This window comes from Nitrospirae bacterium YQR-1 (genome assembly GCA_039908095.1).
Lineage (GTDB): Bacteria > Nitrospirota > Thermodesulfovibrionia > Thermodesulfovibrionales > Magnetobacteriaceae > Magnetomonas.
The window spans coordinates 212,701-226,706 of record JAMOBJ010000002.1; the positions used below are offsets into that span (position 1 = coordinate 212,701).

The following is a 14,006-nucleotide window of genomic DNA, read 5'->3' on the forward strand; positions in this document are numbered from 1 at the left end:
TGGGAATGTCCATTGGGATTATCAATTATCAGATGAAATTTACTCCCTATGCCTAAACCACGAACCACTCCCCACCTTCCTCCTTAAGCGTGATGTATAAACAAAGGTCCATGTTTCTAATTTGCCGTTTATTGATTGCAAAACAACATAACAGCCTCTTTTTTTATCATTTTCTAACTCATAACCTTACCCCCCTTGTTACCTCTCAAACTTAACATCTTCCATCGCAATAGTAAACTTGTAGTCACCCAGTGTGGCTACAATACCGTCGGGATACCATATACCGCCTACCCACCGCACATCCTCATAAACTATATGCAAAGTGGCGTCTCCCGATAAATAGATAAATTGTTCAATCGGCTTTAACGATTCTTTATCTAAAATCATATCCTGACGCGGCTGCTTTATTACCAGTTGTTTGCCACTGTTTATCACATTTTTTACGTTATTGTTCCACCAAAAAAGCCCTTCCTTTATACAAAGAGATATTAAATGCCCATCCTGAGGTTTTAATTTAAGAGTGTTGTAAAACCTCCCATCATACTCGCCGAATTCCCCAACAGGTATCCCTAACGAAAACACCTTCACCTCATATCCATTAGGCGATAATTTCATTGACGCCATGCCGGATAGATATACGTCTTTTGTCTTCATCGAAATGTCGGCGGTACCCTTTATCTGCCGGATCGTTCTTAAACGGCTTATAAATTCATCAAAAGTAATTTTCTCATAATAGTCCGGTACCGGTACGGATTTAACACAAGACAACAACGATACAGATATTACAGTGCAAAGCAAAAATTTAATAATTAATCGCTGCTTCAATGGCTTCCCCTATATTTTTTACCCCTGTGATTTTAATATCCGGCTTAAACGTGAGCCGCTGCAGCGTGGACTCAGGAATTATAGCCTCCTTAAAGCCTATCTTTGCCCCCTCCTTAATTCTTCCCTCCGCTTGTGATACTCCCCGAATCTCTCCCGATAGCCCCACCTCACCAAATACGAAAACCGTCTCTCTGATAGGTTTCTCTTTTAACGAGGAAACTATCGCAACAACAATACCCAGATCAAAAGCCGGTTCGTTTATCTTCAGGCCCCCGACCACATTAAGGAAAACATCCATCCCGCCAAGATGCACACCGCCCACCTTTTCAAGCACCGCAATTAAAAGGTTAACCCTATTGCTCTCAACCCCTATTGCCGTTCTCCTGGGTATCGCCGTATTTGAGCGGGAAACCAGCGCCTGCAGCTCTACCATAATCGGACGCGTTCCCTCCACTGTGGAGATTACCGCCGTGCCTGAGGCCCCCTCAGGCCGCTCTGAAAGAAACAACTCAGATGGATTCAGTATCTCAACAAGGCCCAAATCCCGCATCTCAAACACTCCTATCTCATTTGTTGAGCCAAAGCGGTTTTTCACCGCACGCAGAATTCTGTAGGGATTCCCCCGTTCTCCCTCAAAATACAAAACCGTATCAACTATATGCTCCAGTGCGCGAGGGCCCGCTATTGCGCCGTCTTTGGTTACGTGACCTATCAAAAATATTGAGGTCATAGAGCTCTTTGCTAAAAACATCAGCTTCAGAGCACACTCCCGCACCTGTGTAACCGACCCCGGAGCTGATGAGGCATCCTGCGTAAACATTGTTTGAATCGAATCAATTATCACAATTGCCGGCTTTAATGATCTTATCTGCTCCGTTATATTTTCAAGGCAGGTTTCCGGCAATACGTTTATCTCAGGGTTTTCCACGTTTAACCTGTCCGCGCGGATTTTTATCTGCTTTAAGGATTCCTCACCGGAGACGTACAGCGAAATGCTCTTCAATGCCGCATTGCTTTTATACAGAGAGGACATCATCTGAAGCACTATGGTTGACTTGCCGATTCCAGGGTCCCCTCCTATTAAAATCAAAGAGCCTGCCACAATCCCACCACCCAGAACCCGGTTAAGCTCCTCTATTCCGGTAGAAAGTCTGTCCTCGGCGTTTACTGATATTTCACTAAGAGACACAGCCTCTGAGCCGGCCGGTTTTGACATCCCTTTTTTGATCTGTACCTCTTTCTCTTCAACAAAGCTGTTCCAACTGCCGCAGTCCGGGCACTTCCCAACCCATTTAGGTAAACTGTAGCCGCAGGATTGGCACTGAAATACGGTCTTCGTTTTATACATTTAAAATAGCCATCCCCTTGCCGGGATAAATTGCCTTCCCTTCTATTGCAGTTGTTATGAATTCCTTTGCTAACCGGGCACTTTCGACAGCCGTCTTCCCCATGGCAAGATTTGCCGTTATTGCCGCTGAATATAAACAGCCGGTACCGTGATATGTTCCTGCTTTAAGAGGACTCTCCATTTTTAAAAATTCCACTCCGTCATAAAAAGTATCTGTTGCATTTTCAAGACTCTGCCCGCCTGTTATTATAACGTTTTTAACTCCAAACTCTCTTAACAGCCTTGCAGAGGTCTCTATGTCCGCCGGTGTTTTTATTTCAATACCGGAATACATGGACGCCTCCGCAATGTTTGGAGTAAAGCACGTACAAAGCGGCAGAAGCTGCCGTTTAACCATTTCCATAACGCCGGGTTCAATCATCATCTTGCCCGATGTTGAGACTGTTACCGGATCTACTATGAGATTTTTTAAATTATATTTCCTGATATAACCACCCAGAATTTCAACCAGGGCAGTGGAGGGCAGCAGCCCTGTTTTAAGTGCATCAGGGGTAATGTCTGACAGCAAAATGGAAAATTGTTTCTCAAAAATTCCCGGCTCAACTCCAAAAACATCAGTAACACCCTGAGTGCTCTGGGCGGTTATCGAGGATACTACCGAAAGGCCATAGACTCCGCAGGCGTGAAAAGTTTTTAAGTCGGCCTGAAGCCCGGCCCCGCCCGTGGGGTCAAAGCCGGCAACAGTTAGTGCAGTCAACATATGTCTATTTCGACACAGGATGAAGTGCGCGCTCAACTGTTCTGATAGCACAGAAATCGGCACACATGCTGCAAACATCCGATTGCGCTGGAGGCAGATGCGCCCTCATGTTTCTAACCTTATCGGGGTTAAATGACATGGAAATCTGTCCTTCCCAGTTAAGGTTCTTTCTGTACCTTGCCATTTTTTTGTCCCTCTCTATTGCAGATGGAATCCCCTTTGCAATATCCGCCGCATGGGCTGCTATCTTTGAGGCTACCACACCCTCAATTACATCATCAAGGTTTGGAAGCCGAACGTGCTCAGAGGGCGTCACATAACAGAGGAAATCGGCGCCTGCCGCCCCGGCAATTGCCCCGCCTATGGCCGATGTTATGTGGTCATAGCCCATACCGACGTCTGTTACAAGCGGCCCCAAAACATAAAAAGGGGCGCCGCTGCACAGTGATTTCTGAAGTTTTATATTCATCTCAACCTGATTAAGAGGCACATGGCCCGGGCCCTCTATTATCACCTGCACGCCATGCTCCAGTGCAACTTTCTGAAGTTTACCCAAAGTGATTAGCTCCTCCACCTGGGCTCTGTCTGTAGCGTCGGCAAGACAGCCGGGTCTGAGGCCATCCCCTAAACTTAAAGTCATATCGTATTTCTTTGCTATATCAAGGAGCCTGTCGTACTGTTCAAACAGGGGGTTTTCGCGGTCATTTAGTATCATCCACTCAAGCATAATAGAGCCGCCGCGGCTTACGATGTCAAGAATTCTGCCCTGAGCCTTCAACTGCTCTATTGTGCCCCTGGTAAGCCCTGCGTGGACAGTTACAAAATCAACTCCCTCTTTGGCGTGAATCTCGATGATTTCAAAGAAATCATCGGTGGTCATTTTAATAATGTTACCGTACTTTTCAGCCGCCGTAACGGCAGCCTCGTATATCGGCACAGTGCCGATTGGGACGGGTGATTTTTCGGTCATCATTCTTCTTAAGTCTCTGATAGGCCCTCCGGTTGATAAATCCATTACGGCGTCGGAGCCGTACTTAACCAGTGCGTCAAGTTTCAGCATTTCCTCTTCTACAGAGACATGGTCTTTAGATGTGCCGATGTTAGCGTTTATCTTTGTGGTAAGCCCTCTGCCAATACCGACAGGTTTGATTTTGCGAAGCGTGTTCTTTGAGATAACCGTAAAGCCTGCGGCGATGTCTTCTGATATTTTTTCAGCAGATACGGATTCGCTCAATGCCACAGCCCTTACGTCATCAGTTATTATTCCTTTTTTTGCCGACTCTATAGTTGTCATTTCAATAACTCCAGGTATTTTTTAGTTTCGCCAAAAACATCAGTTGACGATAAAATTCCGGAAATCACGGCTACGCCGTCAGCTCCGGCCTCCATGACCTCACTCATATTGTCCGGCTTTATGCCGCCAATGGCAAACACCGGTATTTTTACTTTCTTTTTTACCTTAATAATTGTCTGTATTCCAATGGGGGGACCGAATTGAAGTTTCGAGGTAGTTTCATAAATCGGCCCGAGAGTTATAAAATCAGCCCCCTTGCTCTGAGCGTGAAGTGCTTCCTCAATAGAATGTGTGGATTGCGCTATGATTAACCGCTCCCCTGCTATCCTTCTTGCTGCATCAACCGGAATACTGTTTTGTGTCAGATGCACTCCGTCTGCCTCAACTGCCAGAGCGACATCCACTCTGTCGTTTATAAATAGTTTGGCCTTGTACTTTTTAGTCAACTCCCGCATTTTTTCAGCCAGCACCATTATTTCATTTATGTTTAAATCCTTCTCTCTGAGCTGGACTGCACCGGCTCCTGCCCTTAGCGCTTCCTCAAGCACCTCACAACAGGGTTTGTTTACCAGCGCTCTGTCACTTATAAGGTATAGTTTAAAATCAATGCCTGCCACGGGTTCCCTCCTGTTATACTAAAGCATTCCCTCTATAGGGCTGCTTGCTGTTGCGTAGAGTTTCTTAGGGATACGTCCCGACTTGTAGGCGTATCTTCCGGCAATCACGGCGTGTTTCATAGCCCCGGCCATCATTATTGGGTCTTTTGCTCCGGCAATTGCCGTGTTAACCAGCACGGCGTCACAGCCTAGTTCCATCGCCTCTGCAACATCTGAGGCTGTACCCACGCCGGCATCCACCACAATAGGTACGGATTTTATAAGCTCAAGAATTATTTTTATATTATACGGGTTTCTTATACCTAGCCCCGAGCCAATGGGAGCGCCAAGCGGCATAACCGCAGCGGCTCCGGCATCAACGAGTCTCTGGGCGATTATCGGATCATCACTTGTGTATGGAAGCACTATAAAACCCTCTTTTGCTAAGATTTCTGTAGCCTTTAGCAGACCGCAGACATCGGGAAACAGGGTTCTCTCGTCTCCTATGACCTCAAGTTTTACCATATCGGAAACTCCTGCCTCACGGCCAAGGCGGGCGTATCTTAAGGCATCCTCCACGTTATAGCACCCTGCGGTGTTAGGCAGGATTTTGTACTTTTTGGGGTCAATGTAGTCAAGCAGGTTTGGGCTCTTTCTGTCAGTGATGTTAACCCTTCGCACCGCCACAGTAACAATGTCGGCGCCTGAGGCTTCTATGGCACATGCCGTCTCATCAAAATCCTTATACTTACCTGTTCCGACCCAGAGCCGTGATTTTATTTCTATTGAGGAAACAATAAGTCTATCGTCCATGGACTCTCCTTTTTTTATTTATTAAAAAAACAAACATTTATTTCATGGTAGTTAAATTTACCCGCCTCCAACATAGCTGACGATTTCCACTGAGTCTCCGTCCTGAATCGGAGTTATATGGTAGTCGGCTTTTTTAATTACTTTCAGATTTAGTTCAATGGCAACCCTCTCCATTTGAATGTCCAATTCATCAAGGAGTTCTTTAACCGTTTCAGCTTTCTTTACGGTGTAATCTTCTGCATTTAATTTAATCATCATAGTCATTAATTTATCCATCTTACGGGTACGGGATTTAAAAAAAGAAAAACCGCATTCCCGGTGAGCGTCATGGAATACGGCTGTCAAGCCCTTTTCCCTCCGCCGGTATAACCCGTATCAGGTTCAAGGGGTCACCTTTTAGATTAAGGTCTCTCAGGCTCAGAACTGCTCTATGGCGTTCTGAGCCTCCCCCAAGGGTGCTGCTTATTGCGATGATATTATAAATTACAAGAAATAGTCAAGTTGTTTGGGTCTGTTTTGAGCACTTTGGTCTGGAACAAACTATTTTTTTAATATTGACAGTGTGTAACCTTTCAGGTTACAATAACATTGTGATTGTCTCTTTTGCATACAAAGGGCTTGAGCAGTATTACCTTACCGGAAGCACGGCAGGGTTACAGGCTATACATGCTAAACGGTTAAGGTTAATACTTGCTGTGCTTGATGCTGCTGATTCTATTGAAGGTATAAGACTGCCATCTCTTAATCTGCATCGTCTTAAAGGAAAAGAAAAAGACAATTGGGCTGTTACAGTACAGGCAAACTGGCGTATAACTTTCCATTTTGTGGAAAGCAACGCTGAAATTGTTAATTATGAAGATTACCATTAAGGAGATAACATTATGAAGATGCACAATCCACCACATCCCGGAGAAGTCTTAAATGAACTTTCCCTTAAACCTCTTGGCATATCTATAACTGAGGCGGCGGGGCGGCTCAATGTTACACGCAAAACAGTATCTAAAATCATAAACGGCCACAGCACAATTACTCCTGAAATGGCGTTAAGGCTGGAAATAGTCTTTGGTTCAACTGCTCAAACATGGCTGAATATACAAAACACTTTTGATTTGTGGCGCATAAACGATAAGCGCAAAGATTTAAACATAACTCTTCATCCTGTACTTTGAACATCTGCCTTATGCTAAAGATGAAAATGACTACAGAGCCCTGCTCCCACAATATATAGACCGAAAAGCGTTTACATAAAAAATCACGGATGGGGGTTAACTTGACATTTACAAAAAAAAACTAGCAGCATCCAGAGCTCTCCGTTGTACAGTCACAGGTCGGCTCGCCCCCTCTTATCATGCTGTTAATCAAGGCGGCAGCGCATCCCACACCACGTGCAACGCTTAAAGCTCCAAAGGCACAATTGGTTACACAAGCGCCGCACTCCATACATCTGTTGCGCTCTATGATAACGGCCTGCCCCTCCCTTATTTCAAACACCTCGTGAGGACACACATTTACACACATGCCACAACCGGTGCACTTGCCGGAATAAAATTCTAATGTTGACACATTTGACAGATACCTCATAATAACCTCCATTGGTTTGCCTTATAGAGTACCAGCACAGCGATGCTCATAATTGCCGTTATTATATAGAGCGGTACGGCGTACTTCAACTCCTTCTTAACCCCAGACATGCCGGTAAAAGTAGTAGATCCGGTAAATTGCAAAGCCACGTAGGAACTTATCATTGGAAACATCAAATACGTTAAAAATGTCAGCTCAGGGGCCGGGGTGTTTAACCATGAAAATAACTGCTTTGAAACCCAGACCATAAAAATGCCCGCTAACCAGCCCTTAACGGCAAAAGATTTAAACGGAATGACAGGCAGTAACACCGGTGTTATTAAAGCCCCTGAAAGTATGGCAGTGAAACATAAAACGATAAATGGAAACGCTCCTTTAAAGGCATCAGCAAAATTAATGCCCGATAGTGACAGCCCGAAGTACAAAAAAATTATCACTGTAAAAACGGCAAATATACCCATTGCAGGAATTATCTCCATAGGTGTCAGGATTAATCTGTCAATCATTGAAAAGCGCACCTTCCTCATAGACTTTGACGCCACACACCCTGATTTAAAATAATCCTTTAAATCTCCGGCATAGACAGGGCCGTAAAGTACCTGAAACCCTGTGGCTTGTTTAACCTGGTGTGCGCTGACGCCCGGAGCGCCAAGCTGAGGCAATATGATTTCTCTGTGCCCTGCTATGGACGTTAATTGAGTCATTATAATTCTGTTAATCAGCTCCGCAGTTCCAAATGTTCCCTTCCCTGCTGCACACCACACATTAATCCCCTTTGTGTCCAACACCAGTATCCACACATTTTCATCAGCAAGTGACTCTCTGACTTTATCAAATGAGAGCTTATAATTTGCCGTAACTACGACATGTGACTGACTGTCGGGATTTCCTGCAGCATAGAGTCCTGGAGTTACCATGTAGCTTTTTCTAAAGCCGCTTATTCTACACATGAGATGCTCAAAGATTTCCTGTTTTGTTATCTCAGTTGATACCGCATAGATAACACCCATAGGAGTTCTAACAGTTCCGGTTATCCATCTCTTGTGTTGTACGATTTCCGGTGTAACCTGTTTTAATTGTACCGGTTCGGATTTTTCTGCCCTACAACTACACACTGTGCCGCCCTGAGACGGCGCACATTTTGCTCTATTTTTAATATCTGCCGCCTCCGGTGAGTTATCTTTTTCCATAGCCCTGTTAAGTTACCTCCTTAACGATAGTGCCAAGCTGTCCCTTTATCGTATCAACCAAACTTTCCACACGGGTCAGAGTGATGCAACAAATATCTCCATCCTTTTCCCATATGCTTACTGCAAACTTATCCCCTCCCTTGATTTTTGCTTTTTCACGTAAATCCTTTGGAAGCACCATCTGACCCCTTTCATCAATACCGACTATGGCCTCAACACTACAACATGTGTCAATCAAACATACTCCCAAATCATCTTTTACTGAAAATTTGTCTTTCTTCACAACACCTTTCTTATTAAGAATCAATCATGCTTTGCTGATTTAACTGATATTACTTATTATACTGATAATTCTAAGTGTTGTCAAGTATTTTTTTACATTTTCTTGATAGTAATCAATAAAGAGTGTTGAATTTACAAAGAAACCTTACTCACAGCCGCATTCTGTTTCAACGCTCCGGACAGTCCATATATTACCGGCCCCTGGCACTGATAGTTTACCATGCAACGGAGTCGGCCCCTCGCTTCTGCTTGTGCCTGATTTAATTACCACTTCTTTCCCCTTATTATCTACGGCCCGGACATCCACTTTCAATATGCTGCAAGTGGCTTTGCCCGATACCGTTCCAGCCACGGTGACGTCGCATTTCTCACCCTGGCACTCAGAAGTTACAGTTGGGTCTATGATGTAGCCATCTTTCTCAAATTGCCCGGCAGTGGCAGGTACAACTGTTGCAAATAACAATAAAATGGAAACAAAAAACTTTCTCACTTAATACCTCCTGCTCTGTATTTTTTTAACAGATTTTTTCCGGTGGTATTATAACATCTGCAATCTGAGAAATGATACGAACTATTACCCAGGTTTTTTGACAAATGTTATAAATACTGGTACGATAAAGCATGTCTTTTAATTTTATTAAAATAGTATTGTCAACGGCATTTTCCACATTTTTTGTAAAACTTGCGGGTTACCTGTTGTTTTTTATTTTAATCGCTATTGTAATAAAAATAATAAAGAGGCTGTCAAAATCTTCTGAAAAGCGGCTACGGTAGAGCAGCCGTTAAGTTTTACTTATCAAGAACTTCCCGCACTTTTGTTAAAAACTCCTCAGCCGCTATCGGTTTGGATATGAAGTCAAGGTTCTCTACCACTATCCCTCTGCCTGAAAGAACATCAAAAGGGTATCCACTCATAAACAGTGCCTTCACGTCGGGTTTTATAGTTTTTATCTCATCGTAAACCTGCTTACCGTTTCTTTTCGGCATTATAACATCCAGTATAACCATATGAATTTTTCCGTTGTACCTTTTATATGTTTCAACAGCCGCCTCTCCGTCATTTGCTTCCATTGTTTTGTAGCCCATATCGCTGAGGAGTTCTAATACAATTTTTCTTACCTCAAACTCATCCTCCACTACCAGGATTGTTTCATCTCCGCCTTTGACCTCAATTCTCTCCGGCGCTTTCACATATTCGGCTTCAACACCGGTCAGAGGGAAATATATTTTAAACGTTGTACCGATTTCCCTCTCACTATAGACATTAATTAAACCACTATGCTGTTTTACTATTCCATAAACGGTGGAAAGTCCCAGACCTGTTCCCTTTCCCACGTCTTTTGTTGTGTAAAAGGGTTCAAAAATTCTTGATACGACCTCTGTATCCATCCCGCATCCGGTATCTGATACGGTTAAAAGGGCATATGCTCCTTTAACATCATGTAGTTTGTTACCAATGTAGGGCATGTTAAGCTGCACTATTTCTGTCTTAATAACTAAAATCCCGCCACCTTGCATTGAATCCTTAGCATTTGCTACCAGATTCATAAGCACCTGTTCAATTTGAGAGTGATCAGCCATTATGTTTGGGGTGTCGTTTACAAGCTCAATTCTGACCTCTGCTTCCTCCGTAATGAGGCGTCTGAGTATCGGCTCAATCTGTAATATTATATCATTTAAATTAACGGCTCTGGGTTGAATAATCTGTTTTCTACTGAAGGCTAGAAGGGCTTTTGTCAGGTTTGCCGCCTTTTCAGAGGCTAACTGTATTCCTTCAGTGTATTTTCTTAAAGGATTACTTTTGTCCATGTTTTTATGTATAAGATATATGTAATTTGTTATTGAAAACAAAATATTGTTAAAATCATGTGCAATTCCACCGGAAAGCTGCCCTATTGCTTCCATTTTTTGAGAGCGGATAAGTTTCTCTTCTAATGCCCTGTTCTGTTGTTCTATCTGGTTTTTAATTTTTTCCCTTTCCATATTTTCCAACGCATATGAAACATCTCCCGATAATTCATCAAGCAGGTGGATTTCCTCCTCACTGAAAAAATTCAAATCCCCTGAGTAAAACATTATGACGCCTTCATTTTTTTCAAATACTTTTAACGGAAATGCAGCGTATGACTGATAACCAAGCTTTAGTGCCTCATCCTTCCATGTAGTGCAAGTCTCATTTGAATTAATATCGTTACAAATGAAGTGAGAGCCGGTTTGGATTGTTTTTTTTATTGGATCCAACTCATCCTGTTCACACGTTGACGTAAGATTTATTGAATTTATAAAACCATCCGTGTGTCCGCTAAATGCTACAGGTACAATGCTGTTTGTATCCTCGTTGTATCTAACTATCGTTACAAAAAGGAAGGAGCCGTGCTCAACTCCTACCTTGCAAATTTTATTTAACAACTCATCAACATCTGCAGCATGCACTATCAGATGGGTCGTTTCACTGACAACAGCATAAACACGGTTTAAACGTGCAAGCCTCGCTTCAATGTATATGCGTGCCTTGATTTCCTGCTCAAGCAAAATGGTACGGTTTGTTACTCTTTGCTCGAGTTCGGCATTGATTTTCTGAAGGGAATCCTCACTTATTTTCAGATTTCTGAATAAAAGGTCAAAGGGCCTATTCATTCCGGTCACAATTATTGCTTTATACATAAAATAGTAAGAAAAGACTTTTAGAAAGTGGCCAATCATGTTCATTGTATCGTACAAACCAATGTAAAGGGTAAAGCAAAGCCCAGTCAGTATCGCAAGGGACAAAGACATAGCTGTTAATATCAAGACATCTTTATCAAAAAACCTTCTTTTTTTAAACAACAGAATTATCGAAAGTACTAAAATACAACTGACTATATATTCGCTGTTTTTCTTAAATGCAGTCAGGCCCACTCCATCCACATAACAGACTGGAAAGTTATTCCATACAAAAATTGAACTAAAAATCAAAAGTGTTACAATGAGGTAAGCACTAAAGACAATAAATGTCCTGATTCTTTGTACATGTAAAAGCAACGGAGCAATCAGCAGAGAAAAGCTCTCAATATAACGGTTAGCCACCCAAATTTCCACCGTTACTCCTGAATTGACCTGAACTATTTTCATAGCTCCATATGTGAGCATATGCAGAGTGTCCAGGCTGCCGATAAAAAGATAAGATATTCCAATAATGAACAAGTAATTATTTTGCAAGTACCGGCGGGTATTCCATGAAAGAGCAAAAATGCTGAATGCTATAGCTGTGCAGAACAATTCAGCAAATGTATGAAACACTAAATAACCTAATAACTTACAAAGGGTAAGTGCTGAGATAATTAATCCCCAGACCAAAATCCCTTTAACTATTGTAGTTTTACCTGCATTTGTTATAATATTTTCCATTAATCCTCTGACGTAGCCGCCCGTGTACTTCTGCGTAGCTTCTCTCATATCTTACCCAAATATTGAATGAACAGCATTGTGATGTCATCAAACTGCTCAGCACCCTCGGAAAAAGCTAAAACGTCTGCATAAACATTATCTATTGTTTCCATTACAGTGTTAGAATTGCTTTGTATGACAGCCTCCAGCAATCTGCCCTCTGAGTACATATCCCCGTTTATATTCTCAGCCTCCGTAACTCCATCGGTATATAAAAATATTTTTGTATGAGGTTTTAATTGTATGCTGTGTGTTGTAAAAGTATGCTCCCCTATGCCTAAAGGTATTTCCTCGTCTGTTTTAAGAAATGCCGCCTTACCGTCGTCATCCATAATTATTGGTGGATTGTGGCCGCCGTTACAGTAATGAAGCAGACCGGTCTGAGTATCTAATATGCAGGAAAAAATGGTTACAAACATACTGGTTTCATTGTTTAAGGAAAGCGCCCGGTTAACCTCTGTATGTATATCCCCGGGAGATAACCCCTGATCGGCTGCAGATTTTGTCAGAGTCATGGTGACAGCCATAAAGATGGCGGCGGCTATCCCCTTACCGGAGACATCCCCTATTGTGAAAAACACCCTGTCATCATCAATTAAAACATAATCGTAAAGGTCGCCGCCTACTTTTTGGGCAGGCTTGATAAAAGCAGCCAGGTCAAAATTCTTTCCTTTTTGTGGAAAAGCAGGCAGTGCCTCCGGTAGTATATCCATCTGAATATCATGGGCTATTTTAAGCTGGTTTTCGATTAATTGCTTCTCCGCCTCGTTTTTTACCAGCTCCTTGATGTAGTGTTTAAGAGAGGTCTTCATATTTTCAAATGAATCGGTAAGATTTGCCAATTCTTTGCCAAGCCGGATATTAGGGAGCTTCGCATCCAGATTACCCATGGCTATTTCCCCTGTGGCTTTGGAAAGACTGCTTAAAGCTCTGGAAATTTTTGACGAAATTATATAAATCAGCCATATGCTTACAACAAGAAAAACTATTCCTATAGAGATTGACTGAATAAGGGCTGCTTTAAGGCTGCTCTGAACATCTTTTAGCTTGATGTCCGCTCCGATAATATATTTTCGGCCGTCAGTTGAAACGGCAGGCAAAAACACCGAACGATGCATTCCCCACTCATCACGGTAGTTGTCATAACATATTTTTGAGCTGCGGTATGCCTCCTTAAGCCTCACACTTGCATTGTCGTATTGATAGTAAAACGGGGTTATAATTCCTCTTGCAAACTCATCCGCTGACGGAGTATCCAGTGTGAAATAGAACTTTCCATCTTCATACACCAATGTGTAAACAGCCTCGATTTCAATTTTCTCGGAAAACCCTAATAGCTGCTTAATATGTCTTTTATACTCATCTTCAGAGATGGAGTCTTTCTTCTTAAAAACCGTGTTTCCGTCAAATTCAAAATGCTTTCCTGAAATTACATCGTGGTATGGGCCGGCGTAAAACTTAAAACCATAAGCAGCGGTTAAAAGCCTGTCGTCTATGTTTTTCATTATGAGGTTTTTATTGTTGGTATAGAGATAACCGGCGTATATAAATGTCATCAAGACATTCATTATAAGCAATACTGATACGAGTATGCCTTTAAATCCAATTTTTTTAAAAAAATTCATAAATCACCTGTGTGTAAAGTAAACTCGCTTATTATAACAGATTGCGTAGATTAAATTTTTCCTTATACCAAGTTGCATTCAATCGACTAATACCAAGTAGCAGTCAAAAGAGTAACGAGGCGGCAAGGAGAAAGCGACACCTTCCCTGATTCCCCTTGTATGTTTCAATCGAGAGTGAGTGAGTTTTAAAACGGAAGTTCAGCGTAAAAAATGGCGTGAAGTGGCTATAAGTGGCTAATAAATAAGAAAAAAACAATAATGGAGGG

15 protein-coding genes and 1 riboswitch are annotated in these 14,006 nt (G+C 42.5%); of the genes, 2 read left to right on the forward strand and 13 right to left on the reverse strand.

Features of this window, described 5'->3' with window-relative positions; translation table 11 throughout:
- Positions 1-198: 198 nt before the first annotated feature.
- Genes H7844_02780 through thiS form a run of 7 tightly spaced genes read right to left on the reverse strand, consistent with a single transcriptional unit; the run spans position 199 to position 5,894 of the window.
- Positions 199-825, reverse strand: a complete 627-nt coding sequence (locus tag H7844_02780) for a hypothetical protein (GenBank protein MEO5356205.1) — start codon at positions 823-825, stop codon at positions 199-201.
- Positions 803-2,173, reverse strand: a complete 1,371-nt coding sequence (radA, locus tag H7844_02785; protein MEO5356206.1) for a DNA repair protein RadA — start codon at positions 2,171-2,173, stop codon at positions 803-805. Before radA ends, H7844_02780 begins: the two co-directional genes overlap by 23 nt.
- On the reverse strand, positions 2,166-2,933 hold the full coding sequence (gene thiD / locus H7844_02790; GenBank protein MEO5356207.1) for a bifunctional hydroxymethylpyrimidine kinase/phosphomethylpyrimidine kinase: 768 nt from the start codon (positions 2,931-2,933) through the stop codon (positions 2,166-2,168). Before thiD ends, radA begins: the two co-directional genes overlap by 8 nt.
- A gap of 4 nt (positions 2,934-2,937) precedes the next feature.
- Positions 2,938-4,233: a phosphomethylpyrimidine synthase ThiC gene (gene thiC / locus H7844_02795; GenBank protein MEO5356208.1), complete on the reverse strand. Its 1,296-nt coding sequence runs from the start codon at positions 4,231-4,233 to the stop codon at positions 2,938-2,940.
- Positions 4,224-4,844, reverse strand: a complete 621-nt coding sequence (gene thiE / locus H7844_02800) for a thiamine phosphate synthase (GenBank protein MEO5356209.1) — start codon at positions 4,842-4,844, stop codon at positions 4,224-4,226. The genes thiC and thiE overlap by 10 nt, the downstream gene beginning before the upstream one ends.
- A gap of 18 nt (positions 4,845-4,862) precedes the next feature.
- On the reverse strand, positions 4,863-5,636 hold the full coding sequence (locus H7844_02805) for a thiazole synthase (protein ID MEO5356210.1): 774 nt from the start codon (positions 5,634-5,636) through the stop codon (positions 4,863-4,865).
- A 57-nt stretch (positions 5,637-5,693) separates the two neighbouring features.
- Positions 5,694-5,894, reverse strand: coding sequence for a sulfur carrier protein ThiS (thiS, locus tag H7844_02810; protein MEO5356211.1), 201 nt, complete (start codon positions 5,892-5,894; stop codon positions 5,694-5,696).
- A gap of 76 nt (positions 5,895-5,970) precedes the next feature.
- Positions 5,971-6,097: riboswitch (TPP riboswitch) on the reverse strand.
- 129 nt (positions 6,098-6,226) lie between these two features.
- On the opposite strand from thiS, the gene H7844_02815 reads away from it, so the two are divergent.
- Together H7844_02815 and H7844_02820 are read left to right on the forward strand one after the other, a co-directional pair.
- Positions 6,227-6,505, forward strand: a complete 279-nt coding sequence (locus tag H7844_02815; GenBank protein MEO5356212.1) for a type II toxin-antitoxin system RelE/ParE family toxin — start codon at positions 6,227-6,229, stop codon at positions 6,503-6,505.
- 12 nt (positions 6,506-6,517) lie between these two features.
- A complete protein-coding gene (locus H7844_02820; GenBank protein ID MEO5356213.1) occupies positions 6,518-6,805 on the forward strand; it encodes a HigA family addiction module antitoxin in 288 nt (95 codons plus the stop codon).
- 121 nt (positions 6,806-6,926) lie between these two features.
- Here the strand turns inward: H7844_02820 and H7844_02825 are convergent, their stop codons facing one another.
- The 6 genes from H7844_02825 to H7844_02850 form a co-directional block, all read right to left on the reverse strand.
- On the reverse strand, positions 6,927-7,217 hold the full coding sequence (locus tag H7844_02825) for a 4Fe-4S binding protein (GenBank protein ID MEO5356214.1): 291 nt from the start codon (positions 7,215-7,217) through the stop codon (positions 6,927-6,929).
- A complete protein-coding gene (hgcA, locus tag H7844_02830) occupies positions 7,214-8,407 on the reverse strand; it encodes a mercury methylation corrinoid protein HgcA (protein MEO5356215.1) in 1,194 nt (397 codons plus the stop codon). Before hgcA ends, H7844_02825 begins: the two co-directional genes overlap by 4 nt.
- A gap of 7 nt (positions 8,408-8,414) precedes the next feature.
- Positions 8,415-8,690, reverse strand: a complete 276-nt coding sequence (locus tag H7844_02835) for an AbrB/MazE/SpoVT family DNA-binding domain-containing protein (GenBank protein MEO5356216.1) — start codon at positions 8,688-8,690, stop codon at positions 8,415-8,417.
- Positions 8,691-8,834: 144 nt separating this feature from the next.
- The gene (locus tag H7844_02840; GenBank protein MEO5356217.1) at positions 8,835-9,179 is read right to left on the reverse strand and encodes a hypothetical protein; all 345 of its coding nucleotides are present in this window, start codon (positions 9,177-9,179) and stop codon (positions 8,835-8,837) included.
- Positions 9,180-9,478: 299 nt separating this feature from the next.
- Positions 9,479-12,124 (reverse strand): ATP-binding protein, encoded by a 2,646-nt coding sequence (locus tag H7844_02845; GenBank protein MEO5356218.1) that lies wholly within the window; start codon positions 12,122-12,124, stop codon positions 9,479-9,481.
- Entirely contained in the window at positions 12,121-13,740 is a 1,620-nt protein-coding gene (locus H7844_02850; GenBank protein MEO5356219.1) for a SpoIIE family protein phosphatase, read from the reverse strand. Before H7844_02850 ends, H7844_02845 begins: the two co-directional genes overlap by 4 nt.
- Between the last annotated feature and the right edge of the window lie 266 nt (positions 13,741-14,006).